This window comes from Staphylococcus sp. HMSC055C03 (assembly GCF_001809385.1).
GTDB lineage: Bacteria > Bacillota > Bacilli > Staphylococcales > Staphylococcaceae > Staphylococcus > Staphylococcus simulans.
In genome coordinates, this window is the sequence record NZ_KV797500.1 from 1 (window position 1) to 26112 (window position 26112).

19 protein-coding genes are annotated in these 26112 nt (G+C 37.3%); 9 read left to right on the forward strand and 10 right to left on the reverse strand.

The genetic code is table 11. The features are described from left to right. Positions 1 to 48: 48 nt before the first annotated feature. Complete coding sequence (locus HMPREF2603_RS08900) at positions 49 to 1113, reverse strand: NAD(P)/FAD-dependent oxidoreductase (RefSeq protein ID WP_002481842.1); 1065 nt, start codon at positions 1111 to 1113, stop codon at positions 49 to 51. 244 nt (positions 1114 to 1357) lie between these two features. On the opposite strand from HMPREF2603_RS08900, the gene HMPREF2603_RS08905 reads away from it, so the two are divergent. The 6 genes from HMPREF2603_RS08905 (at position 1358) to HMPREF2603_RS08930 (ending at position 6983) form a co-directional block, all read left to right on the forward strand. Continuing rightward, a complete protein-coding gene (locus tag HMPREF2603_RS08905) occupies positions 1358 to 1594 on the forward strand; it encodes a YuzB family protein (protein ID WP_002481843.1) in 237 nt (78 codons plus the stop codon). Between the two features lie 42 nt (positions 1595 to 1636). Continuing rightward, positions 1637 to 1996 carry a HesB/IscA family protein gene (locus HMPREF2603_RS08910; protein WP_002481844.1) on the forward strand — a complete coding sequence of 120 codons (360 nt, stop codon included), beginning with the start codon at positions 1637 to 1639 and terminating at the stop codon, positions 1994 to 1996. Positions 1997 to 2290: 294 nt separating this feature from the next. Then, a complete protein-coding gene (locus HMPREF2603_RS08915) occupies positions 2291 to 3496 on the forward strand; it encodes an NAD(P)/FAD-dependent oxidoreductase (protein WP_002481845.1) in 1206 nt (401 codons plus the stop codon). A 125-nt stretch (positions 3497 to 3621) separates the two neighbouring features. Next, positions 3622 to 5106, forward strand: coding sequence for a leucyl aminopeptidase family protein (locus HMPREF2603_RS08920; RefSeq protein WP_060804862.1), 1485 nt, complete (start codon positions 3622 to 3624; stop codon positions 5104 to 5106). Positions 5107 to 5265: 159 nt separating this feature from the next. Further along, a complete protein-coding gene (locus tag HMPREF2603_RS08925) occupies positions 5266 to 6579 on the forward strand; it encodes a Na+/H+ antiporter family protein (RefSeq protein WP_060804861.1) in 1314 nt (437 codons plus the stop codon). A gap of 29 nt (positions 6580 to 6608) precedes the next feature. After that, the gene (locus HMPREF2603_RS08930) at positions 6609 to 6983 is read left to right on the forward strand and encodes a PaaI family thioesterase (protein WP_060804860.1); all 375 of its coding nucleotides are present in this window, start codon (positions 6609 to 6611) and stop codon (positions 6981 to 6983) included. Positions 6984 to 7139: 156 nt separating this feature from the next. On the opposite strand, the gene HMPREF2603_RS08935 is transcribed toward HMPREF2603_RS08930, so the two are convergent. The 9 genes from HMPREF2603_RS08935 to kapB all read right to left on the reverse strand — a co-directional run bounded on the left by HMPREF2603_RS08935 (position 7140) and on the right by kapB (position 14718). Continuing rightward, on the reverse strand, positions 7140 to 8288 hold the full coding sequence (locus HMPREF2603_RS08935; RefSeq protein ID WP_060804859.1) for an NAD(P)-binding domain-containing protein: 1149 nt from the start codon (positions 8286 to 8288) through the stop codon (positions 7140 to 7142). Positions 8289 to 8422: 134 nt separating this feature from the next. Further along, positions 8423 to 8794 (reverse strand): Na+/H+ antiporter subunit G1, encoded by a 372-nt coding sequence (locus HMPREF2603_RS08940; RefSeq protein WP_002481850.1) that lies wholly within the window; start codon positions 8792 to 8794, stop codon positions 8423 to 8425. Further along, the gene (locus HMPREF2603_RS08945) at positions 8772 to 9068 is read right to left on the reverse strand and encodes a Na(+)/H(+) antiporter subunit F1 (RefSeq protein ID WP_002481851.1); all 297 of its coding nucleotides are present in this window, start codon (positions 9066 to 9068) and stop codon (positions 8772 to 8774) included. Before HMPREF2603_RS08945 ends, HMPREF2603_RS08940 begins: the two co-directional genes overlap by 23 nt. Then, positions 9068 to 9547, reverse strand: coding sequence for a Na+/H+ antiporter subunit E (locus tag HMPREF2603_RS08950; RefSeq protein ID WP_002481852.1), 480 nt, complete (start codon positions 9545 to 9547; stop codon positions 9068 to 9070). Before HMPREF2603_RS08950 ends, HMPREF2603_RS08945 begins: the two co-directional genes overlap by 1 nt. 1 nt (position 9548) lies before the next feature. After that, entirely contained in the window at positions 9549 to 11045 is a 1497-nt protein-coding gene (locus tag HMPREF2603_RS08955) for a Na+/H+ antiporter subunit D (protein ID WP_060804863.1), read from the reverse strand. Next, entirely contained in the window at positions 11032 to 11382 is a 351-nt protein-coding gene (gene mnhC1 / locus HMPREF2603_RS08960) for a Na+/H+ antiporter Mnh1 subunit C (RefSeq protein ID WP_002481854.1), read from the reverse strand. The genes HMPREF2603_RS08955 and mnhC1 overlap by 14 nt, the downstream gene beginning before the upstream one ends. Beyond that, positions 11382 to 11810 (reverse strand): Na(+)/H(+) antiporter subunit B, encoded by a 429-nt coding sequence (locus HMPREF2603_RS08965; RefSeq protein WP_002481855.1) that lies wholly within the window; start codon positions 11808 to 11810, stop codon positions 11382 to 11384. Before HMPREF2603_RS08965 ends, mnhC1 begins: the two co-directional genes overlap by 1 nt. Next, complete coding sequence (locus tag HMPREF2603_RS08970) at positions 11791 to 14208, reverse strand: Na+/H+ antiporter subunit A (protein WP_023016011.1); 2418 nt, start codon at positions 14206 to 14208, stop codon at positions 11791 to 11793. The genes HMPREF2603_RS08965 and HMPREF2603_RS08970 overlap by 20 nt, the downstream gene beginning before the upstream one ends. Positions 14209 to 14334: 126 nt before the next feature. Continuing rightward, complete coding sequence (gene kapB / locus HMPREF2603_RS08975; RefSeq protein WP_002481857.1) at positions 14335 to 14718, reverse strand: sporulation phosphorelay system protein KapB; 384 nt, start codon at positions 14716 to 14718, stop codon at positions 14335 to 14337. 72 nt (positions 14719 to 14790) lie between these two features. Between kapB and HMPREF2603_RS08980 the strand changes: the two genes are divergently transcribed. From HMPREF2603_RS08980 to HMPREF2603_RS08990, 3 genes are all read left to right on the forward strand, one after another. Beyond that, complete coding sequence (locus HMPREF2603_RS08980; protein WP_002481858.1) at positions 14791 to 15387, forward strand: peptidylprolyl isomerase; 597 nt, start codon at positions 14791 to 14793, stop codon at positions 15385 to 15387. A gap of 92 nt (positions 15388 to 15479) precedes the next feature. Then, the gene (locus HMPREF2603_RS08985) at positions 15480 to 15737 is read left to right on the forward strand and encodes a DUF1871 family protein (RefSeq protein ID WP_082709489.1); all 258 of its coding nucleotides are present in this window, start codon (positions 15480 to 15482) and stop codon (positions 15735 to 15737) included. A gap of 387 nt (positions 15738 to 16124) precedes the next feature. Continuing rightward, the coding region (locus HMPREF2603_RS08990; RefSeq protein ID WP_148130473.1) for a lectin-like domain-containing protein at positions 16125 to 26112 on the forward strand (9988 nt) is incomplete at its 3' end.

The following is a 26112-nucleotide window of genomic DNA, read 5'->3' on the forward strand; positions in this document are numbered from 1 at the left end:
TTGGACTGTATTTATGTCCCAGCCCCTTTGTTTATAATCATCTTTTTATTAACCGTTATGATATTTATACAACCATAAGACACCTGATTTCAAAATAGAGGCGATGCGTCCTGTGAGTGGACGGTCCATCACATAAGCGAAACCTTGTTTGTCTCCAAGTGACCCTAGGAAGCCTTGTACTTTAAGTTCAGGCATTTTATCAGGTAATGCTTCACCTTGCCATTGTTTCTTCAACACATCAGCAATTTGGTCTCCTTGAACCTCAGCAAGTTGTGCACTTGGTGCATGCGGTAAGTTTGCGCAATCACCAACGACATAAACATTGCGATAAGTCGGTACTTGATGATATTGGTTAATAATCACTGCACCGTTTTTATTTACATCAACAGGTAAATTTCGCACCACTGAAACAGGTTGAATCCCTGCAGTCCATACGACTAAATCTACTTCTTCAGGTTCATCATGATTATAAATCAGACCTGGTTCTACTTTATTGATATTTGAATTCGGTACGACTGTCACGTTATGCTTACGGAACCACTTTTCAATAAAGCGACTTAATTTTTCTGGGAAACGTGCTAAAATACGTTCTCCACGATCGTAAAGTTTGATGTCTAAATCTGAACGGCTTTCACGCAACTCACTTGCAAGCTCAATACCGCTAAGTCCAGCACCCACAATTGCGACTTTTGCCCCCGCTTGCAATTCGTTAATCGTGTGGTAAGTTTTACGAGATTTAGATAGTGTTTGAATACTGTAAGTGAATTCATCAGCACCTGGTACATTATGATACTTATCCTCGCACCCAAGTCCGATAATAAGTTCATCATAATCTACTTTGGTATCACCGACAGAAACAATTTGGTCATCTAAATCAATAGCTGAGATTTCCCCGTAAACAACATTAAGTTTCTCAGATTCCGGAAACTGTAATCGTACATCTTTATCTGATTTGGTCCCCGCTGCCAGAGCATAATATTCTGGTTTCAAACCGTGATAAGGCATACGATCAATCAAAGTGATAGTGTAGTCCTTTGGTAATGCATCTGGTAAAATATGCGATAAAACACGCATGTTACCATAACCGCCACCTAACATTACTAAATTCTTCATTCCGATAACCCCTCTTATCAAGATTTATATAACGCTGCATCACTGCTTGATGACTGAAAGCTATGTTGAATTGTAACCAACGTCATTTTAGAAGCTTTCTCTAAAAATACGCTTTCATTTATTATAATCTTTTTTCACATTTCAGACAAACAATGTTCTAAAAGGAAAAATTCTGTTCAAACCCAAGAGAAAGTCAGTGAAATATGTTATAATTGTATGACTCAAAAATATGAAGAGGTGCATTATGAATCCAATTGTAGAATTTTGCATTTCAAACATGGCAAAAGGCGGAGACTATGTATACAATCAGTTGGACCAAGACCCAGGTGTAGATGTCTTAGAATATGGTTGTCTGCAAAACTGCGGTGTATGTTCGAGTGGCTTGTATGCATTAGTGAATGGTGATATTGTTGAAGGAGATTCACCAGACGATTTATTGCAAAATATTTATAAGCATATAGAGGAAACTTGGATTTTCTAAGTTTTATTCAATAGAAAGACGTGTTACAAGGAGGAATATAATATGTCTACAGTGATTTTGACAGAAGCTGCAGCTTATGAAGTCAAAAGTATGTTAGAAAGCAACGATATGCCAGACGGATACTTGAAAATTAAAGTGAACGGCGGCGGTTGCACAGGTTTAACTTACGGCATGTCAGCAGAACAAGAACCAGGGGAGAACGATGAAGTTATCGAATTCTACGGTCTTAAAGTATTAGTCGACAAATATGATAAACCAGTACTTGAAGGTACAACAATTGATTTTAAACAATCATTAATGGGTGGCGGATTCCAAATTGATAATCCAAATGCGATTGCATCATGCGGTTGCGGCAGCTCATTTAGAACAGCGAAAGTAGCTGGACAACCTGAAGATTGTTAATCAATTTTCATTTATACAATTCAGAGTTGGGGATATTCCTCAACTCTTTTTTAGTTGGAAAATGTTTTTACTTTAAAATTCCAACTAACTATGACCATAATAAAGGTACTTGAGAATCAGTAAATTCTGAAATTATCAGTTGTTTTCTTAGTATTACCTTGAAAAAGTGTTTGGTTAATTATAGAATTAAGAGGAATGGCATTTGTCTTTATTTTGACATTTTTTCAATCAAATGGGGTATATATTAAGATAGCGTATACTAACAAAAATTTTAAGAAAGCATAGGTGAATAAAATGGCTGAAACAAAAAAAGTTATTGTTTTAGGGGCAGGTTATGCAGGTTTGCAAACTGTAACAAAATTACAAAAGATTTTACCAGCTGGCGAAGCTGACATCACTTTAATCAATAGAGATGATTATCACTATGAATCAGTACTTTTACATGAAGCATCAGCAGGTACTGTAAACTATGAAGATATTATCTTCCCAATCGAAAGTGTAATCAAGCAAGATAAAGTGAAATTCCTTAAAGCAGAAGTAACAAAAATCGATCCACAAGCTAAAGTAGTAGAAACAAACAATGGTCGTTTCAACTATGACATCTTAGTGGTTGGTTTAGGATTCATCAGTGAAACATTCGGTATCAAAGGTATGTTAGAACATGCTTACCAAATCGAAAACATCCACACTGCACGTGAATTATCTCGTCACATCGAAGATAAATTTGCGAACTATGCATCTTCAAAAGAAAAAGATCCTAAAGATCTTGCATTCTTAGTAGGTGGCGCAGGCTTCACTGGTATCGAATTCTTAGGTGAATTAACTGAACGCGTTGATGAATTATCAAACAAATACGGTGTAGACCGTGACAAAGTTAAAATCACTTGTGTTGAAGCAGCACCTAAAATGCTTCCAATGTTCGACGACGAATTAGTTAACCACGCTGTTAACTACTTAGAAGAACGCGGCGTTGAATTCAAAATCGGTACACCGATTGTTGGCGCAAACGAAAAAGGTTTCGTAGTTAAAGTCGGCGACAAAGAAGAACAATTAGAAGCGAACACTTCAGTATGGGCTGCTGGTGTACGCGGAAGCAAATTAATGGAAGAATCATTCGATGGCGTTAAACGTGGTCGTTTAGTTGTAAACCAAGACTTAACTGCACCAGGTTATAGCGAAACATTCGTAATCGGTGACGTATCAGCTTACATTCCTGAAGGTGAAGAACGTCCATTACCAACAACTGCACAAATCGCAATGCAACAAGGTGAAAACGTTGCTCAAAACATCAAAAATATCTTACATGGTCAACCTAAAGAGCCATTCAACTACGTAAACCGTGGTACAGTATGCTCATTAGGCGCTAATGACGGTATTGGTGTTGTTTACGGTAAAAATATCGTAGGTAAAAAAGCAGCATTCATGAAAAAAGTTATCGATACTCGTTCAATCTTCAAACTTGGCGGTATCGGCTTAGCATTCAAAAAAGGTAAATTCTAATATTAACCTAATATGATAATACGGCTATATGCATAAAAGCCGGCTAATATAGACTTTAAGAGGTTGGCAAAACTGTTGATAAACAGCTTTTACCAACCTCTTTTGTATCTTATGGAGGAGACATTATGCCAATACAAATAACATTTGACGAACAAAATGAATTAATCAGCAACACGTTAGTACTCGGCTTGCCAGATCACTTGAATCAATTAGGAACAGTCACAGTTCAAGGTCATGATTTATCGGATGCTTTAGATACATATAAGCACCACCATATGATTCATAGTGAAGTGGGTAAAGTCAGTTCGACGTTCTTTGAAACAGGAGATATTAAAGTTCGTTTGATTACGGTAGGACTTGGCAATTTGAAGCAGTTAGATCGTATTCAAATAATGAAAGTATACGGAAACTTACTGCAGTATTTAAAAGCAGAACATGTAACAGAAGCGGATGTATTATTCTCAACATTCGCATCAAAAGCGATTTCTAAAAATGAAATGGCTGAATTATTCGGCCTACAAGGTAAAAAAGCATTATATGTTTTTGATAATTATAAATCAGATAAGAAAGTACCGTATCACTTAAATCTAAAATTACATCAAGCAGAACCAGACGAAATTACTGCCATTAAAGATGGTGAAGTAGTTGGAGAAGGTATTAAAATTGCGAGAGATTTAAGTAATATTCCGCCTAACATTTTAACTCCTGCTTATTTTGCGGAACTTATTTCAGGTCATTTCGCAGAAACGGCAGTAGAAGTTGATGTGAAAGACGCAGAAACGTTACAAGCGGAAGGGTTCGGTTTAATCCATGCTGTCGGTAAAGGTTCCGCAAATGGTCCTAGATTAATCACAATGACTTATCAAGGTGCAGATGACCCTGACGCGGCACCAATCGCGTTAGTCGGTAAAGGTATCACTTATGATTCAGGCGGTTACTCTATTAAATCTAAACCTGGTATGCAAGAGATGAAATTTGATATGTGTGGCGCGGCAAATGTAGTAGGGATGATTGAAGCGGCACATCGATTAGCTTTACCTGTGAATATCGTAGGTATCATTGCATCTGCTGAAAATATGATTAATGAAGCGGCTATGAAACCAGATGATGTCTTTACAGCTATGAGCGGAGAAACTGTAGAGGTATTAAATACTGATGCTGAAGGGCGTCTCGTATTAGGCGATGCTGTTTTCCAAGCAGTACAACATGAACCGAAAGTGATTTTAGACTTCGCGACACTTACTGGAGCTGCTATTGCGGCACTCGGCTTTGATAAAGCAGCTGTCTTTAAAAATAATAACAACGCACCGTTAGATGCTATTACAGCACTGACACAACGTAATGGGGAATGGACTTATGAATTGCCTGTTACGGCTACTGAGCGCAGTTTAATCAAACGCAGTGAAGTCGCTGACTTAGTCAATCATACAAATGGCATGGGCAAAGCGCTCTTTGCGGCAGCCTTTATTATGCACTTCAGTGCTGGTACACCGCACTTGCATTTTGACATTGCAGGTCCAGCAACGACATCTAAATCAGACTACAATGGTCCTAAAGGGCCAACGGGTTATTTAATCCATAGTATAGTAGATTGGTTAAGACAATCTTAAAATTTAAATTACCATAAAATGCCTGTCTCAATTTTGATTGAGATGGGTATTTTATATTGTGTTAGAAATACATAATGTTGTATTGACATCTCTAAAGTGGACTGTTATTATACTAACATAACACTTTAGTTCGATAATGTAGTAAAGGGGTAACGCAAAATGGTTAACGCAGTAGTAGTCGCAGTTTTATTAATGATTGTTTTATGTTTATTCAGACTGAACGTTGTTTTAAGTCTGTTCGTCAGCGGATTAGTTGGCGGTCTAGTCGCAGGGATGTCAGTAGAAAAAGTCATCCATGTCTTTACGGATAACATCGTAGATGGGGCAGAAGTAGCCTTAAGCTATGCTTTATTAGGAGGCTTCGCGGCATTAATTTCTTATAGTGGTATTACAGATTACTTAGTAGGTAAAATCATCAACTTAATCAAAGCAGAGAATACGAAAGTTTCTCGCTCTACGATTAAAGTTATTTTAATTGTTGCTTTATTATTATTAAGTATGAGTAGTCAGAACTTGATTCCTGTACATATTGCGTTCATCCCAATTGTAATTCCACCGTTATTAAGTTTATTTAATGAATTAAATATTGATAGACGTCAAATTGCCTTAGTTATCAGTTTCGGTTTGTGTTTTCCATATTTATTACTTCCTTATGGATTTGGTCAAATCTATCACCAAATTATTCAAACTGGATTTACCAAAGCACACCACCAAATTGAATTTGATATGATCTGGAAATCATTATTGATTCCATCATTAGGATATATCGTCGGTTTAGCTTTAGGTATGTTCTATTACAGAAAACCACGTGAATATAAAAAAGATAAAGCAATTGAAAATGCGCCTAAGGTATTAAAACCATATGTTTTAGGTGTAACAATTGTAGCGATTTTAGCAACATTCTTAGTTCAAACATTCACTGAGTCAATGATTTTCGGTGCGTTAGCCGGTGTGATGGTCTTCTTTCTTTCTCGTTCATTCAAATGGTTTGAATTGGACAAACAATTTACAGAAGGTATTAAAATCATGGCTTACATTGGTGTCGTTATTTTAACTGCGAATGGTTTCGCAGGGATTATGAATGCGACAGGTGATGTTAAAGGTTTAGTAGAAAGTATCGCCAACATGACTGGAGATAATAAATTAATCGTGATTATTTTAATGTATGTGATTGGTTTAATCGTCACATTAGGTATCGGTTCATCATTCGCGACGATTCCAATTATCGCAGCACTGTTTATTCCACTTGGTGAACAACTTGGTATGAGCACAATGGCATTAATCGCACTCATCGGTACAGCAGGTGCCTTAGGTGACTCAGGTTCACCAGCCAGTGATTCAACTTTAGGACCGACTGCAGGGCTTGATGTAGATGATCAACACGATCACATTAGAGATACATGTATTCCGACTTTCGTATTCTATAACATACCGTTAATGGTCTTCGGTACGATTGCGGCTATGATATTATAGAAGTAATCTAGTCGATAGGAGAGAATGGGATGACGAATTTATTAGAAACATTAGAAATGGAAGTGCTTAAAGTCGAATCAGGTTACGTTAAAATGAAAATGCCTGTCAGTGATAAAGTAAAACAACCTTTCGGCTACCTTCATGGTGGCGCAACCATGGCGCTCGGTGAAACAGCTTGTTCTATTGGTGCTGCACACATGGTAGATACGGATAAGGTCATTCCAGTAGGGCTTGAAATGAATACAAATCATATCCGTTCAGCTATAGACGGCTATGTATATGCGATTGCGGAATTGATTCATGGAGGTCGCTCGACACAAGTTTGGAATATCAATCTTGTAGATGATCAAGACAAATTAATTAGTGTCATGCGTGGAACGATGATGTTGAAACCACATAAATAGATGACTATATTTAAGCAGTAAAGTTACTTTAAGAAGCGTAACTTTACTGCTTTTTTAGTGTGTAAGGAACTATAAAAACGCGATGTGTGATTATAAAGATAAATAGATAGAAAAAGGTTCCCTTTGGTCATATGACGAGGGAACCTTTTCTTTATATTAAGAAACTTTCTCTTCTTGATTGATAAATGCTTTTGAAATACGGCTTGCAGCTTCTCTGCCTCCCGCAAAACTTCTCGCAAATGGACCTAATTCAATATCAGCGAGTGCGCCTGAAACAAATACACCTGGCAACCATTCTAAACTTTCATTTAAGACTGGATGTTTTGTTTCTGTTAAAGGTGCTTGTGTATTTTCCACAAAGCTTTGAATGACAGGCATTTGCATAATGTTATTTTTGAAGCCTGTCGCAAGCAGTATATGGTCATATTCATAACTTTCACTTTCAGTAATAATCCTATGATTTTTTACTGCTTGAATTTCATTCACATGGATTTGAAGTTGTCCATCTTGTACGTGTTTTTTTAGACGTAAATATAACTCTTTAGGCATAGAACCTTTATGACGTTCTTGCGCAATAATACTTAATCGTTCTTTAGATGAATCGATTTCACGATAGCGTGTCATGTTTTTAGGGCCTAACCAACCTGGATCTGCATCGAAGTCATAGACTTCAATGGGCTTATTCATCCATAAGTGAACCGTTTCAGCTTTTGATTCTTCAATCAATTTTAATGTTAAATGGGCTGCTGAAATACCGCTGCCTATGACATGTGAGGCATCTTGATAAGGAATTGTTTCATCATCAAAGATATGTTTCACATCAGGCTGATTGATATACATATCTGGAATATGCGGAATATTGTTACTGCCGATAGCGAGAAGGAGATAATCGCTTGTGACAGTGTCGTGTGCTTTCATATCGACTTGCCATTGACCGTCAACACGGTCTATATTAGTAGCCACATCTTTAATATGACGACTGTTTAAATCAAATTCATGCAGCATTTTATGCACATGGTCCATAAACATATCACGTTGTGGACGTTGATATTTGCCATAAGTGGCACCTGTGTATTGATTTGTTTTCGCAAAATGTTTCAAATGGAAAGGGTCAGGATGAACATGGTGTACATGTGGTGAGCGTAAAAACGGCATACCGATACGGCAAGAGAAATCATCAAATTGTTCGCATAGTGAATCATGAGGATCTATAATTGTTAAGTCTTCAGCTGCTAAACCTGAAGCACGGAGTTTAATCGCAATAGTAACGGCGTGAATACCACCGCCGATAATTGTCCAAGACATAGCGTCACCTTCTTAAATCGTAATAGTTTCGATTTAATTAATATAGCACATTTCTTTTTGCATCACAAGCTGAAGTCAAAAGAAAAGACGCCGTAATATACTGTTGTCACAGTACTTTACGGCGTCTGAATCTCTTAAGATTTGTCAGCTGCTTTTGGCTTATCTTTTTGTAATTCACTCATTTCGTCTAACTTAGTCGAACGTGAGTAAGGTGTTTTAATTTTATAAGATGCTTTGATAATTAAGTGACTGGATAAAGGTCCAGTAATCAAGATGAATAAAATCCCAATAATCAATTGTGGATTCACATAATGATCATGGCCAATAAAGAATAAGAAGACACCTAATAATAAACTCATTGAACCTAAGGTTGCTGCTTTACCAGCAGCATGTGCACGGCCATAAACATCTTTCAAACGTAAAAGACCAATGGCAGAAAGGGCACTGATAATCGCACCGACAATTACAAAGAATAATGACAAACTAATCATTATCGCGTCGATCATGTTCAATCACCTTACCTTCCTGCATGTATTTCGCGAAGACAGCTGTACCTAAGAATGCGATGATTCCGATTAACAGGATTGTTACAATCATGTATTTAGTATCTAAGAAGATACTGAACAGAGCAACAATCGCCATAAATTGAATACCGATCGCATCTAAAGCTACGACTCTGTCGGCAAGAGAAGGGCCGAGAATCACACGTACCAGCATACCGAGTATCGAAAGTGCAACGACAATCAATGCGATTATAATAACGACATTATAGGCAAACATTATGCTTCTCCCACCTCTCTGACAGCTTTTTCTAAGGAAGATTTAATGCCTTCAACTTCCTCTTCTTTCGTGCTGAAATCTAAACAATGAATGTAGATTTTCTTGTTATCATCACTGACGCCAAGAACGATAGTCCCTGGTGTAAGGGTGATGAGTGTACTTAATACGACAACTTCCCATGGTTCTTTTAAATCTGTATCGTAGACAAAGAATGCAGGTTCGTTATCCATTTTCGGTTTAATGACAATGCGGATTACATCAATATTCGCTTTGATGAGTTCAACTAAGAAGATAATCATCAATTTGATTACGTAATAAAGTGTAACCACATAGAAACGTCCAGGTAGTAACTTACGCATTAAGAATACGAGTAATAAACCGAAGACGTATCCTAATACAAAGTTATTAAGAGTGTAGCTGTCATTAACGAACAGCCAAAATATAGCAAGTAATAGATTCACGAGTACTTGAATTGCCATATTATTTCACCCCCAGTACGCTGTCGATATATGCTTTAGGGTCATAGAATGTGACAGCTGCTTCTTTAACGAATGGATACAACCATTCTGCTGTGAAACTAAAGACCACACATAGTGCAACAGCTAGAATTGCGACACTTAATAGGCCGCGGTAGTGTAAATGCGGATTAAATGTATAACCTTTTGACTCTCCGAAGAATCCTCTGATAAAAATCTTCATCACAGAATATAAAATTAAGAGACTAGATAATAAGACGACAATACCGCTGATATAAAATCCTTGTTCAAATGCGGCACGAACGATATACATTTTACCGTAGAAACCGCTGAAAGGTGGAATACCTGCAAGGTTTAAACATGCGATAAAGAATGTCCATCCTAAAACAGGATAATGTTTTATCAATCCACCGAACTTTCTGATATCTGTGGTACCAGTGATTTTAAGCATGACACCGATTAAGAAGAATAATGCTGCTTTAATCAACATGTCATTGACTGTGTAATATAACGCGCCGATGATACCAGCTTCATTCATCATTGCTACACCAACTAGGATGATACCAACCGCAATCATGATGTTATATAAAATGATTTTCTTCGTATCATTAAAGCTGATTGCCCCGATAGAACCGAAGATAATCGTTAATAACGCTAAGATCAGTACTGTGTAGTGCGAGAATGTCAGTGTGTGTGCAAAGAATAAACTTAATGTTCTCGCAATTGCATAAACGCCGACTTTCGTAAGCAAGGCACCAAAGAATGCGATAATCGCAAACGGAGGTGCGTAGTAAGCCCCAGGTAACCATACATACATAGGGAAGGCACCGGCTTTTGTTGCGAATACAAAGAGGAACATCACGAATACAATGCTGACAAGTCCGCTTTGTGTATCAGATAAGTGTCCCAATTTCTGACTGATATCTGCCATGTTCAATGTTCCGACAACTGCGTACAAGATACCAACAGCCACTACGAAGAAGGCTGAGGATGCCACGTTCACAAGTAAGTATTTGATCGTTTCTTGCAATTGTATCTTCGTACCGCCAATAACGAGTAGGGAGTATGAAGAAATCAAGAATACTTCGAAGAATACGAACATGTTGAAGATATCACCTGTGATAAATGCACCGATAATACCTGTTTCCATGAACATGACTGCGAAATAGTAATAATATGTTTCACGGTGTAAACCGATTGATTGATATGAGAACAAAATAATCAATATAGTTACAATTAAACTAGTAATTACTAATGTTGCACTGAATAAATCAAGTACAAATACGATACTGTATGGTGCTTTCCAAGAACCTAATTCTAATTTCAAAGGTCCATGGTGCCATACGTTGATAAAGTTCCAAATGGCAAGACCTAATGCGATTAAAGATCCGCCTAAAGCGACATAACGTTTAATGAAAGGACGCTTGCCGATAAATACAAGAATCACTGCAGTAATCATAGGTGTAATCAACATCGCAGCGATTAAGTTATCTAGCATCATCATCTTCTGGCACTCCCTTCATTTGTTCTACGTTGTCAGTTCCAAGTTCCTTATAGCTTCTGAAAGCAAGTACTAAGAAGAACGCTGTAACCGCGAATGAAATAACAATCGCAGTTAAGATTAACGCTTGCGGGATAGGGTCGACATAACTTTTTGTTCCGTATTTAAAGATTGGAACAGAGCCTTCACCTAAGCCGCCCATTGTGATTAAAAACAAGTTTGCAGCATGTGTTTGAACTGCGGTACCAATAATGATTCGAATCAAGCTCTTAGACAAAATGAGATAGATACTGATTGATGTTAAGATACCGCAAACAATAATCATAATTATTTCCATTACTCATTCTCTCCAATCGCTAAAATAATTGTCATTACTGTACCGACAACGGCTAATAATACGCCTAGGTCAAAGAATAATGCTGTATGGATTTCCATAGGTTTTAAGAGTGGAAGCGGTACTTCGAATACTTTATGTGTAAAGAAGTTTTTGTGATAGAACCAGCTTGCAACAGGTGTCATAACACAAAATGTAAGACCAATCGCAATCAGCTTCTTAAAATCCCACGGGAAAATTTTACGCATTGTTTTTACATCGAAGGCCACTGCAACGAGTACTAATGAACTTGAAACAAGTAAACCTCCAATGAATCCGCCACCGGGTTGGTAATGTCCATTTAGAAATAGTGAAAAGGCGAACATGACAATTAAGAAGAAAATGACTACTGTTGAGTATTGAAAGATAATATCATTTTTCTGTTTGTTCATTTTCATCCACCCTTTCATAACCATTTTTATGTTTAGAACGTAATTTAATTAACGTGTAAACTGCTAGACCAGCGATACCTAATACAGATGATTCGAATAAAGTATCGGTACCACGGAAGTCAACAAGGATAACGTTAACCATGTTGTTACCATGTGCTAAACTATGGACATTTTCTTTGTAGTAAGCCGCAATAGAATCGAAATGTTTATTACCATATGCGATTAAACCAAGGATTGTTACTGCGATACCGACACCAGCCGCGATTACGGCGTTTGTTACTTTAAATGAAGTCGTTTCGTTATAACGGTTTAAGTTTGGTAAATGGTAGAAACATAATAAGAACAATGCGGTTGAAATTGTTTCAACTACGAATTGTGTTAATGCTAAGTCTGGTGCGTTAAAGAAGATATAGAATATCGCCATAGAATAACCCACAGCACTCAGCATGATAATACTGAAAAGTCTTGAACGTGCAAAGACTAACATAATTGCAGCTGCTAAAATCATCACAACAATGATAACTTCATATGAACGTACACGACTGACATGACTGAAATCAAATGCAAATGGCAATGCAAGTACAGTAACAGCAGTTAATACGATTAAACTGCCCATAATGACTACAAGTTTATTACGGATAAATCCGCTCATGTAAGTATGTGTCACTTGTTTAGAGAATACCGGTAAGTTGTCTGCTGAACGATCATAGAAATGATTTAGTTCGAGACGCTCTGGGATATTCTCTAGAACTTTAACCCACTTATGATAAGTGAAGATTAATAGAATACCGATTGCGTAAATAACTAAAGTTGAGAAGAATGCAGGTGTGAATCCATGGAATAAATGGAATTCTGCATCTGGCAACTTCGCATTACGTATTGCTTGGCTTGCCGGATCAATAATCGGTTTTGCTAATAATGTTGGGAATAAACCGAATACCACTACTAATACTGCTAAGAAAGCAGGAGCAATCCACATTAACACTGATGGTTCGTGTGGTTTATGTGGTAAAGATTCAGGTTTGTATGAACCCCAGAAAATTTGACCGATAAATCTGACTGAATATACAAATGTAAAGATACTACCTAAAATCGCAACAATTGGAATCAAGACACCTAACGTGTTCAAGCTGAAAAGAGGTGCTTGTGTAACATTAATCATTGCTTCAAGGAAGCTCTCTTTTGATAAGAAACCGTTAAATGGCGGCACACCAGCCATACTTAACGCTGAAATGACTGTAATTGTAAATGAAATCGGCATAATTGTCATTAAACCACCGAGTTTACGTACGTCACGTGTTCCGGTTTCGTGATCGATAATACCTGCAACCATGAAGAGTGCACATTTGAATGTGGCATGGTTAATTAAATGAAAGACTGCTGCGATAAACGCGGCTGCATAAAATTGGCTTTGTGAACCTTGGAAGTGGAAGCTGACAGCTCCGATACCAAGCATTGACATGACCATACCGAGTTGTGAAACAGTTGAGAAAGCTAAGATACCTTTCAAATCTGACTGTTTTGTCGCATTTAAAGATGCCCAGAATAATGTGACTAATCCAATTGCAGTGACTGTCCAAATCCAACCTTGTGATAATGCAAAGATTGGTGTAAGTCGTGCAACTAAGTAAATGCCCGCTTTGACCATTGTTGCAGAGTGCAGATAAGCACTGACTGGCGTAGGTGCTTCCATTGCATCTGGTAACCAGATATAAAATGGAAATTGCGCTGATTTTGTCATTGCACCAAAGAGTATTAAAATCATAGCCAAGATAAAGAACGGGCTTGATTGAATCTCAGAGGCATGTGCAATAAGATGGCGAATACTTGTTGAATGTCCTGAAAGTGTCATTAAGATAAAGCCGCCGAGTAAAGATAAGCCGCCAAATACTGTAATTAATAATGACTTTTGAGCACCGTAGAGTGAAGCCTCTCTAGTGCGCCAAAATGAAATTAATAAGAAACTAGAAAATGATGTCATTTCCCAGAATAAATACAGCATAAAGACGTTATCTGATAACACGACGCCTAGCATTGCACCCATAAAGAGTAATAAATAACAATAGAAATTACCCAATTGTTCCTTTTTGCTTAAATAGCTAATTGAATAGAAGGTAACTAAAGCACCGATACCTGTAATCAATAAACTGAACAATAAGCTTAATCCATCAACATATAAATTGTAGTTCATACCAATTTGCGGCATCCATGGTAATTCCGCAAAACGTGTTTTACCTGACATCGTTGTCGAAATATAAGTTAAGAAATAAATAAATAAAACGACGGGGACAGGTAATGTGAACCATCCTATATGTATACGCTTAATGAAACGATAAACAATAGGGATAATGAGTGCAAAAATGAACGGCAACAATACCGCTGCATGTAACCAACTCATTATTTGTCCTCCTTTGAATATAAGATAACCTCATTATACATCAATGTGAAGTGTGTAAAAACCTTGTTTTCCGGTAACACGCTTACATTTCGGGGGTCTTTTAAATAAGAAGAAACCCATAATAAATTATTTAAAATTTTGTTTGTACTGAATGCCGTAATCATTCTTTAGCGTATTTAAATTGTGTAAAGACATTTTCGCATGTTCAGTATTTTCTTGTTTTAATTGTTCTTCATAATTTGTAATCGCTTGTTGTAAAGAATCTACATAATCTAAAGGTTCAACATTGAATTCACGTAATTTTGATTTAGGTGTGAATCTTTTTTCATAATGACTGAGTGCGCGACGTTCATGGAAGAAGACGCCCTCTGTTGCTGTTGGATCATGTAAATCACCTTGTTTAGGATGTTTGATGACTTGTTCAACTTGAACTAAGACTTCACCGTTGTCTTTCTCTTCTACAATTGAAACACCATAGCTTCCTGTTTTATGTGAAAAACGATATAACATTTTAATACTTCCTTTCTGTGGTATATGTTAATATTGAGATACATCAATCTTAACATGAATGGAGTATTAATTATGGCAAACTATCCTCAATTAAATAAAGAAATCCAAGATAATGAAATTAAAGTCGTAATGCACACAAATAAAGGTGACATGACTTTTAAACTATTTCCTGATTTAGCACCAAAAACTGTTGAAAACTTTGTGACACATGCTAAAAATGGTTATTATAACGGCATTACTTTCCACCGTGTTATCAACGATTTTATGGTACAAGGCGGCGACCCAACAGCAACTGGTATGGGCGGTGAAAGTATTTACGGTGGAGCGTTTGAAGATGAATTCTCTATGGAAGCATTCAATTTATATGGCGCATTATCAATGGCGAACGCTGGTCCTAACACAAACGGTTCACAATTCTTCATCGTACAAATGAAAGAAGTACCTGAAAACATGTTGAATCAATTAGCTGATGGCGGTTGGCCAAAACCAATCGTAGAAGCATACGGTGAAAAAGGCGGAACACCTTGGTTAGACCAAAAACACACAGTATTTGGTCAACTTGTTGAAGGTGAAAATACTTTAGAAGATATCGCAAATACTAAAGTAGGTCCTCAAGACAAACCAGTTCATGATGTAGTTATTGAATCAATTGATGTTGAAGAAAAATAAGTAGACAAGCATTTCAAATAGATGATGCAGCTCGATTTGTGGTGACGCAAATCGGGCTTATTTTAAGAAAAGATAAAGGAGGTTAATTCTCAGTGGAAAAGAACGAGGTCAATATTTCGTTATATCAACAACTCGCAGATTGGAATCCGATGAACTTTCAGGATCAAACGATGGGGGATGCTGAAGTGTATGAAATGATGGATGCAGTTCATCAAATTGACGATACACAGGCATTAGCACAAAAGTTCCAGGATATCTTTATGTATTCATTTGAAGAAAAACTTCCTATAGAAGAATGTCAGAAACAAGCTGAAGCGGCATTGTCATTAGAAGGTACATGCGGGTTATAAATAGACAGTAAGATTAAACTAAAAAACATTATATTTATTAAAAATAAGCGAGATTATAGAGTGCTATAAGGTTTAACCCTTAAAGTATACTATAATCTCGCTTTGTTTTATTACGTTTATGTTACGTTTTTGTAAATTTTACATGTAGAAATTATGTTGATGCTTATAAACTATAATGTTGAAAGTCTTATTGTGCACATTAAAATATGCCGGTAATAGTAGATGCAACCGTAGTTTATATGTATTATGCACCATTATTTTTAAAATACATAACTGAATACTATAAAATACCATTAAAACTTCATGGAACCTATTTTATATACAATTGTGTCACTCCGTTTTATAATTATAAAGTAGTTCAAAATTTAATATATCGGAGGAAATCAAATGAAGAAGTTGGATTTTTTGCCTAACTTAAGAAATCGCTATTCAATTAGAAGATTTACTGTAGGTACAGCATCTATTCTTATTGGATCACTTTTATTCTTAGGTCACAATGGCGAAGCCAAAGCAGCGGAGAGCACAAACGATAACACAGTTGTAGAGGCATCTAAAGATACAAGTACATCCCAACAAGAACCGGTAGAGAACACAGTGCCACAAGATAAAACAACAGACACTACTCAACAAGCTGGAAACACTCAAACTACATCAAATGTATTGGAGACAGTTAAGACAGACGCATTGTCTAAACTTTCTACATTTACACATTTAACTGAAGAAACAGTTAAACAATATACTGCTGAAGTCAAACAAGCTCAAACTGAAGCTGACGTTCAAGCAGTTGTTGACAAAGCACAAAAAGCAGAAGCTGAAGCAGTGAAACAAGCTGAAGCCGAACAAACGAAAACAGTTGATTCTACAAAAGAAAAATCAGCAGCTACTACTGAAGCTCCTAAATCAACAACTGAGTCAGTTAAAGAAGAAACTAAAGCTGATACAACATCAGCAACAACTTCTGAAACAAACAATACTTCAGAAGCTAAAACAGTGACTTCAACAGACCAAGCAACACCAACAATAGAATCAACACCACTATCTACCGAACAAAAGGTAGATAAAGTAAAAACTGAACTTGCCTCAGATTATGACAGTTCAAAAGTAGATGCAGCATTAGCTGTTATCGATACTACAGATTTAACAGAGGACCAAATTAAAGCAGAAGTGTTAAAACTTTTACTTGAGCAAGGTTCAGCACAAAAAGACTTATACAGCCCACAAGCGACAAAATTAAGATCAGCAGTAGAAGAACCAACGACAGCAGTACGCACATTTTCAGTTGATACCTCTTTAAAAGATGATGTTGTGGTGACGCCTGAAAACTTTAATCAATACTTCATTACTCACGGGATTGCATACTATGATCAAACAAAAGGTATTGCTACATTAACTCCTGATTTTCCAAGTTTCAGAGGTTCAATTACTTTAGATACAAAAATGAACGTTAATAAAGACTTCCATTTTACCGGAGCAGTTAACTTGGGAGACAAATATGAAGGCCATTCTAGAGATGGGGATCCAGGTGGCGATGGACTTGCCTTTGTTTTCAACCCAGGTGATCCTAACGTCATTGGTGAGTACGGTTCAGGACTAGGAATGGGCGGATTGCCTTATGCATTTGGATTTAAATTAGACACGTATGTTAATAAAAGCTTTGACCCTAAAGGTAAAACTAAACCAGACCCGATTGATTTCTATAATAAAGGAGCATTTGGAGCATTTATATTCGCGGACAAAGCGGGAACAGTAACTACTCAACCAGGTTTACCTGGATGGAAAGCAGCATTGTTAGATGTTCAGCCATCAAATAACCAGTTCCAACCATTTACGATTGATTATGATGGTGATACGAAAGAAATGACTATCACATATGCAGGTCAAACTTGGACACAAAGTATGAAAAAATATTTTAGTTATACACATAAAAATGAGTATTCTTTATCCATTTCTGCTTCAACTGGTGGGGCATATAACCTACAACAAGTAAAACTTGAAAAATTCACATATACTGCAGCTGCCTTATTAGAAGAAGATTTTGTAGATACAGATTTACAAGAATTAATCGATCGACCACTTCGTACATCTGGTGATGTTGATAAGATTATTACTGTACAAGACCCTAGCACATACTTAGCAGACAAAGGCTATAAATTATTAAGTGAAGATACGTCACATGCGCCTACTTATGATAAAACTAAAAAAACAATTAAATTAACAAATGCGAGTCAATTTCTTGTTTACTATGTTAAAGATATTGAAGCACCAAAAATTGGTGATATAGCAGCGCCAACAGTTGATGTTAATACAGCAATGACACCGTTAGTTTTAGATATTACTGATAATAGTAAGCATCTTAAAACGAAAACAGTGACAGGTTTACCTGCAGGTGTAACATTTGATGAAGCTACAAATACAATTTCTGGTACACCAACTGCAGTGGGTACGTCTACAATAACTGTAACAGCAACTGACCATGCTGGTTTAAGCACTACTAAAACATTTACGTATACAGTAGTGGATACAAAAGCACCAGATGTTACTTTGGTTGTAGATCAAACAACTGAAGCATATACACCGATGACACCAATTACTGTAAATGCTGAAGATAACTCTAAAGTTGCACCGACATTAGCAGTAACAGGTTTACCAACTGGATTATCATTTGACCCAACAACAAAACAAATTACAGGTACACCGACAACTGTTGGTACATCTACAGTAACAGTTAGCGCAACTGATGGTTCAACAAATGTTGGTACTTCAACATTTAATATTGTAGTAACGCCTAATAAAGCGCTTGAAGCATTAAAAGCAGCAGTCGCAGATGCGAAAACTGTAAATAAAAATGACTACACACCAAATAGTGTTGCAGCATTAGATGCGAAGTTAACTGAGGCAGAAGCATTAATTGCTCATCCTGAAAATGGTTCAACAGATCAATTTAATGCGAAAACTCAAGAGGTTAAACAAGCAAAAGATCAATTAGTGCGTAAAGCAGATAAAACAGACTTAGAAAAAGCTATTGCAGAAGCAAGTAAATATACAAACTTAGATCCAACTAAACCAATGGATCAACAATTAATTACAGCTTTAGCTAATGCGAAAAATACAGATGCAGATCAAAATGCGACTCAAAAAGCAGTAGATGACAGTAAAAATAGTTTAAATAACGCTATCCAAGAAAAATTAAGAGCGGATGCATATGAAAAACTACAACAAGCTGTAATGAGAGGTGTACAAGTCGCAAAAACAGATGGTTATACACCAAACAGCTTACAAGCCGTTAAAGATACGATTCAAAAAGTAAATCCATTAGTAACAGCATCTATGTCTGATGATCCAACAGTACGTAAACAATATACTGTTGAACAAATCGAACAAGCGACAAAAGACATCAATGATAGTATTTCTGGTTTAGTACGCCAAGCAGATAAAACAGAATTACAAAAAGCAATCGATAAAGCAGGTACTTTAGGTACATTAAATCCGGCAGATACTGAAGATAAAGCTGTTCAAGATAAATTAGCAGCAGCAAACACAGTTAAAGCAGATGGCAATGCCACAAAAGCACAAGTTGATCAAGCGACAGCTGATTTAAATAAAGCGATTGATCAAAAACTTTATCAAGATGCTTTAGATCGTTTGAATGCGGCAATTAAGGATGCGAAAGGTGTAAACCAAGCAGATTACACACCAGCTTCAGTGACACCATTTGATGCAACAATTAAAGCAGGTGAAGCGAAAGCAGCAGATAAAACAGCTACACCTGAACAATTAGATGCAGCAACAAAAGCAATCACTGATGCAAAAGCACAATTACAACATAATGCAGATAAATCAGCATTAGAAGCGGCAATTAATAAAGCCAAAGCATTAGGTGCATTAAATGAAGCAGATGCTGAAGATAAAGCAGTCAAAGATGCCCTAACAGCAGGTGAAGGTGTTAAAGACAATGCGAACGCAACAACACAACAGGTAGCTGATGCGACAAAAGCTATTAATGATGCAATTGCGGCTAAAGAACATGCAGATGCATTAGATGCTTTAAAAGCAAAATTAGCTGAAGTCAAAGCGTTAGATAAAGCACCATTCACGCCTGATAGTGTGAATGCTTTAAATGCACAAGTGACAGCTGGAGATGCAGTAGTTGCAGCTGAAAAATCTAAAACAACAGAAGAAATCAAAGCAGCAACAAAAGCATTAACAGATGCACAAAATGCACTTGTGAAACAAGCAGATAAAACAGAATTAGAAAAAGCTATTGCAAAAGCGGGTACTTTAGGTCAACTTAATGCAGCTGATACTGAAGACAAAGCAGTTCAAGATGCTTTAGCAAAAGCAAACCAAGTCAAAGCAGATGGTAATGCAACTCCACAACAAGTGGCAGAAGCAACAGATACTTTAAATAAAGCAATCGACAAAAAACTTTACCAAGATGCCTTGGATGAATTAAATGCAGCAATTAGAGATGCAGAAGCTGTTACAAAAGCTAATTACACACCTGAAACTGTGACACCATTTGAAAAAGCAGTTACAGATGGTAAAGCAAAAGCAGCAGATTCAAATGCAACACCAGAACAACTTAAAGCAGCGGCACAAGCAATTAAAACTGCGAAAGATGCGTTAAAACAAAAAGCAAATAAAGCAGAGCTTGAAAAATCAATCGCAACGGCTGAAGCATTACAACCGTTAAAAGCAGGAGATCCTGAAGATGACGCAGTTAAAGCAGCTTTAGACAAAGCAAAACAAGTTGATGCGAACCAAAACGCTGACCAAGCAGCTGTAGATGCAGCGAAAGTCGAATTAGACAATGCAATTAAAGCAAAACAAACACAAGATGCAGCAGATGCATTAAAACAAGCAGCACTTGATGAGTTAAAAGCAGAACTTGCAAAAGTCGCTAAAATTGATAAAAACAACTTTACACCTGATAGCGTTACGCCATTAACTGAAAAAGAAACAGCAGGCAATGCGATTGTTGCTAACCCTGAAAATAAAACAGTTGATGAAATTAAAACAGCAACACAAGCGTTGAAAGATGCTGAAAAAGGATTACAAGCTAAATCTGATAAAGCAGCATTACAAGCAGCAATTGATAAAGCAGAAGCATTAACAGGTTTAAATCCCGCAGATGCAGAAGATAAAGCAGTCCAAGATGCTTTAGCAGCAGCTAAAAAAGTGAATGATAATCCAAATGCGTCACAAACTGAAGTTCAAGCAGCTACAAAAACATTAAATGATGCCGTAGCAGCTAAGGAACATGCAGATGCATTAGATGCTTTAAAAGCAGAACTTGCAAAAGTGGCTGGTCTTAATAAAGATCAATACACACCAAACAGTGTAGCGCCTTTAAATACAAAAGAAGCAGATGGTAAAGCCATTGTTGCAGCACCAGAAGCTAAAACAACTGAAGAAATTAAAGCGGCAACGCAAGCGCTTAAAGAAGCAGAAGCCGGTTTAGTAGATAGAGCGGATAAAACTGCATTACAAACTGCGATTGAAAAAGCAGAAGCCTTACCAAACTTAGATGCAGCGGATAAAGAAGATAAAGCAGTTCAAGACGCCTTAGCAGCAGCTAAAACTGTTAAAGAAGATGCTAATGCTACACCTCAAGCGGTTCAAGCAGCTACAAAAGCATTAAACGAGGCTGTAGCAGCGAAAGAACGTCAAGACGCATTAGATGAATTGAATAAAGCAATTAAAGCAGCAGAAGCTGTTAACAAAGATAGCTTTACTCCAGATTCAGTTGCACCATTCACAACAGCCTTAAATGATGGTAAAGCGAAAGCAACAGATACAAATGCAACACCTGCAGAATTAAAAGCGGCAGCTAAAGCAATTACTGATGCACAAAATCAATTACAACCTGTAGCAGATAAAGCAGCATTACAAGCAGCCATTGCCAAAGCAGAAGCATTAAAAGATTTAAATCCAGCAGATAAAGAAGACAAAGCCGTTCAAGACGCCTTAGCAGCAGCTAAAAATGTAAATGATAATGCCAATGCAACACCTGATCAAGTCGCTCAAGCAACTAAAACATTAACTGATGCTTTAGCAGCAAAAGAACGTCAAGATGCATTAGATGAATTACAAAAAGCATTAGACGCAGCTAACGCAGTTAAGAAAGATGACTACAAACCAAGCACTGTAGCACCGTTCGAAGCAGCCGTTCAAGCTGGTGAAGCAGCCAAAGCTGATACTTCTAAAACTCCAGAACAGTTGAAAGAAGCAGCACAAGCAATCAAAGACGCGCAAAATGCATTACAAGCGAAAGCAAATAAAGCTGAACTTGAAAAATCAATCGCGACAGCTGAAGGTTTAGGTCAATTAAACGCAAATGACCCAGAAGATAAAGCAGTACAAGATGCCTTAACAGCAGCGAAAGCAGTTGAAGCAGATCAAAATGCGGATCAAGCAGCAGTTGATGCAGCTAAAAAAGCGTTAGATGACGCGATTAATGCTAAAAAAGCACAAGATGCTAAAGAAGCAAAAGAAGCAGCGGATGCAAAACAAGCAGCGCTTGATGAATTGAAAGAAGAGCTAGCGAAAGTTGCAAAACTTGATAAAGATAGTTTCACGCCAAATTCAGTTACGCCATTAAATGAAAAAGAAAATGATGGTAAAGCAATTGTGGGTAATCCAGACAACAAAACAACTGAAGATATTAAAGCAGCAACGCAAGCATTGAAAGATGCGCAAAAAAACTTAGTTCAAAAAGCTGATAAAGCAGAATTACAAAAAGCAATTGATAAAGCAAAAACTTTAGGTCAACTTGACCCTACAGATAAAGAAGACAAAGCAGTCCAAGATGCTTTAGCAACAGCTAATACAGTTAATGATAATCAAAATGCGACACCTCAAGAAGTTCAACAAGCAACAGAAGCATTAAACAATGCAATTGCGGCTAAAGAACATCAAGACGCATTAGATGAATTACAAAAAGCATTAGACGATGCAAAAGCTGTTAAAAAAGATGACTACAAACCAAGTACTGTAACACCGTTCGAAGCAGCAGTTCAAGCTGGTGAAGCAGCGAAAGCTGATACTTCTAAGACTCCACAAGAGTTGAAAGAAGCAGCCAAAGCAATCAAAGATGCTCAAAAAGCTTTAGAAGCTAAAGCAAATAAAGCAGAACTTGAAAAATCAATCGCGACAGCGGAAGGTTTAGGTCAATTGGATGCAAATGACCCAGAAGATAAAGCTGTTCAAGATGCTTTAAACAAAGCGAAAGAAGTTCAAGCTGATCCTAATGCTTCACAAGATGCTGTAGATGCAGCTCAAAAAGCATTAGATGACGCAATTAATGCTAAGAAAGCACAAGATGCGAAAGAAGCTAAAGCAGCAGCTGACGCAAAACAAGCAGCATTAGACGCATTGAAAGAAGAACTTGCTAAAGTTGCTAAAATCGATAAAGATAACTTTACGCCTCATACAGTTGCACCTTTAACTGAAAAAGAAGATGCAGGTAAAGCTATTGTTGCAGCACCTGAAAATAAAACAACTAAAGAAATTGAAGATGCTACACAAGCATTAAAAGATGCAGAAGCAGCGTTACAAGCTAAATCTGATAAAGCGGCATTACAAGCAGCCATCGATAAAGCAAATGCTTTAGGTCAACTTGATCCTACTGATAAAGAAGATAAAGCTCTTCAAGACGCAGTTACTGCAGGTGAAGCTGTCAAAGCGGACGGAAATGCAACACCACAACAAGTTCAAGAAGCAACAAAAGCAATCTCTGATGCTATCGCAGCAAAAGAACGTCAAGATGCATTAGATGCATTACAAAAAGCATTAGACGATGCGAAAACTGTTAAGAAAGATGACTACAAACCAAATACAGTTGCACCATTTGAAGCAGCTATTACTGCAGGCGAAGCAGCAAAAGCAGATGCGACTAAGACTCCTGAAGAGTTGAAAGCAGCAGCTAAAGCAATCACTGATGCTAAAAATAATCTTGAAGCGAAAGCTAACAAAGATGAATTGAACAAAGCAATTACTACTGCAGAAGGCTTAACTTTAGATCCAAACGATAAAGAAGATAAAGCGGTCCAAGATGCATTAGCAAAAGCTAAAGAAGTTCAAGCAGATCAAAATGCTACGCAAGCAGCAGTCGATGCAGCAAAAGCAGCATTAGAAGATGCAATTAACGCTAAAAAAGCACAAGATGCAAAAGAAGCTAAAGAAGCAGCTGACGCAAAACAAGCAGCGTTAGATGCATTGAAACAAGAGTTGGCTAAAGCAGCACAAGTTGATAAAAACAACTACACACCAGACAGTGTGAAACCATTGACTGATTCACAAACAGCAGGACAAGCGATTGTTGACGCACCTGAAAATAAAACAACTGAAGAAATTGAAAAAGCAACACAAGCATTGAAAGATGCACAAGCAGGTTTAGTTGCAAAAGCAGATAAAGCAGAACTTGATAAAGCAATCACTGCAGCAGAAGGCTTAACTTTAGATCCAAATGATAAAGAAGATAAAGCCGTTCAAGATGCATTAAATAAAGCAAAAGAAGTTCAAGCAAATCCTAACGCAACTCAAGAAGAAGTTAATGCAGCGAAAGATGCTTTAAATAAAGCAATCGAAGCAAAAACTGCTCAAGATCAAGCAGATGCAGTCAAAGCAGCACTTGATGCATTAAAAGCAGAGATTGAAAAAGCGAAAGCTGTTCAAACTGATAAATTCACTCCAGATAGTGTGAAACCATTAACTGATGCTGAAGTAGCAGGTCAAGCGATTGTTGATGCTCCAACAGGTAAAACTGTTGAAGAAATTAATAAAGCAACACAAGACTTAAAAGATGCACAAGCAGGTTTAGTCGCAAAAGCGGACAAAACTGAACTAGAAAAATCAATTGCAACTGCAGAAGGTTTAGGTCAATTAGATCCAGCTGATAAAGAAGATAAAGCCGTTCAAGATGCCTTAGCAGCAGCTAAAGCAGTAGAACAAAATCCTAATGCGACACAAACTGAAGTTGATAATGCGAAAGCAGCGCTAGATGAAGCAATTAATGCTAAAAAAACACAAGATGAGAAAGAAGCGAAAGCAGCAGCTGACGCCAAACAAGCAGCATTAGATGCGTTGAAAGCAGAGCTTGAAAAAGCGAAAGCAATCAACAAAGATGAGTACACACCAGACAGTGTGAAACCATTAACTGATGCACAAACAGCAGGACAAGCGATTGTTGATGCACCGGATAATAAAACAACAGCAGAAATTGAAGCAGCAACTCAAGCATTGAAAGATGCTCAAAAAGACTTAGTTCAAAAAGCAGACAAAGCTGAATTACAAAAGGCAATCGATAAAGCTAATACTTTAGGTAACCTTGACGCGAATGATCCAGAAGACAAAGCGGTTCAAGATAAATTAGCAGATGCTGAAAGAGTTAAAGCTGATGATAATGCAACGCCACAACAAGTAGCAGAAGCAACAAAAGCATTAAACGATGCTATCGCAGCGAAAGAACATCAAGATGCTTTAGATGAATTAAATAAAGCAATCGACGCAGCAAACGCAGTCAATAAAGCTGACTATAAACCAAATACAGTGAAACCTTTAGAAGATGCAGTTAAAGCGGGCGAAGCTGCAAAAGCGGATGCGACTAAGACTCCACAAGAGTTGAAAGACGCAGCCAAAGCAATTACTGATGCGCAAAAAGCTTTAGAAGCAAAAGCTAATAAAGATGAGTTAAACAAAGCTATTACAAATGCTGACGGTCTAACTTTAGATCCAACAGACGCAGAAGATAAAGCAGTCCAAGATGCTTTAAATAAAGCGAAAGAAGTTCAAGCAGCAGCGAAAGCTAAACAAGACGCTTTAGATGCATTAAAAGCAGAGTTAGAAAAAGTCGCTAAAATTAACAAAGACAACTTCACTCCAAACACAGTTGCACCATTAACTGAAAAAGAGGAAGCTGGTAAAGCGATTGTTGCAAATCCAGATGCGAAAACAACTGAAGAAATCAAAGAAGCAACTCAAGCATTAATTGATGCAGAAAATGCATTACAAGCTAAGTCAGACAAAGCCGCTTTACAAGCAGCGATTGATAAAGCGAATGCTTTAGGTGAATTGAATCCTGCTGATGCAGAAGACAAAGCAGTTCAAGATGCTGTAGCGGCGGGTGAAAAAGTTAAAGCTGATGGCAATGCAACACCACAAGAAGTGGCAGATGCTACAAAAGCTATTAACGATGCCATCGCAGCAAAAGAACATCAAGATGCTTTAGATGAATTAAATAAAGCAATTGACGCAGCAAAAGCTGTTAATAAAGATGACTTCAAACCAAATACAGTGAAACCTTTAGAGGATGCGGTTAAAGCAGGTGAAACTACAAAAGCAGATGCGACTAAGACTCCACAAGAGTTGAAAGACG

Coding starts and splice junctions, on each gene's coding strand:
- HMPREF2603_RS08900 (WP_002481842.1), bottom strand. CDS start 1,113: ATGAAGAATTTAGTAATGTTAGGTGGCGGTTATGGTAACATGCGTGTT.
- HMPREF2603_RS08905 (WP_002481843.1), top strand. CDS start 1,358: ATGAATCCAATTGTAGAATTTTGCATTTCAAACATGGCAAAAGGCGGA.
- HMPREF2603_RS08910 (WP_002481844.1), top strand. CDS start 1,637: ATGTCTACAGTGATTTTGACAGAAGCTGCAGCTTATGAAGTCAAAAGT.
- HMPREF2603_RS08915 (WP_002481845.1), top strand. CDS start 2,291: ATGGCTGAAACAAAAAAAGTTATTGTTTTAGGGGCAGGTTATGCAGGT.
- HMPREF2603_RS08920 (WP_060804862.1), top strand. CDS start 3,622: ATGCCAATACAAATAACATTTGACGAACAAAATGAATTAATCAGCAAC.
- HMPREF2603_RS08925 (WP_060804861.1), top strand. CDS start 5,266: ATGGTTAACGCAGTAGTAGTCGCAGTTTTATTAATGATTGTTTTATGT.
- HMPREF2603_RS08930 (WP_060804860.1), top strand. CDS start 6,609: ATGACGAATTTATTAGAAACATTAGAAATGGAAGTGCTTAAAGTCGAA.
- HMPREF2603_RS08935 (WP_060804859.1), bottom strand. CDS start 8,288: ATGTCTTGGACAATTATCGGCGGTGGTATTCACGCCGTTACTATTGCG.
- HMPREF2603_RS08940 (WP_002481850.1), bottom strand. CDS start 8,794: ATGATCGACGCGATAATGATTAGTTTGTCATTATTCTTTGTAATTGTC.
- HMPREF2603_RS08945 (WP_002481851.1), bottom strand. CDS start 9,068: ATGTTTGCCTATAATGTCGTTATTATAATCGCATTGATTGTCGTTGCA.
- HMPREF2603_RS08950 (WP_002481852.1), bottom strand. CDS start 9,547: ATGGCAATTCAAGTACTCGTGAATCTATTACTTGCTATATTTTGGCTG.
- HMPREF2603_RS08955 (WP_060804863.1), bottom strand. CDS start 11,045: ATGATGCTAGATAACTTAATCGCTGCGATGTTGATTACACCTATGATT.
- mnhC1 (WP_002481854.1), bottom strand. CDS start 11,382: ATGGAAATAATTATGATTATTGTTTGCGGTATCTTAACATCAATCAGT.
- HMPREF2603_RS08965 (WP_002481855.1), bottom strand. CDS start 11,810: ATGAACAAACAGAAAAATGATATTATCTTTCAATACTCAACAGTAGTC.
- HMPREF2603_RS08970 (WP_023016011.1), bottom strand. CDS start 14,208: ATGAGTTGGTTACATGCAGCGGTATTGTTGCCGTTCATTTTTGCACTC.
- kapB (WP_002481857.1), bottom strand. CDS start 14,718: ATGTTATATCGTTTTTCACATAAAACAGGAAGCTATGGTGTTTCAATT.
- HMPREF2603_RS08980 (WP_002481858.1), top strand. CDS start 14,791: ATGGCAAACTATCCTCAATTAAATAAAGAAATCCAAGATAATGAAATT.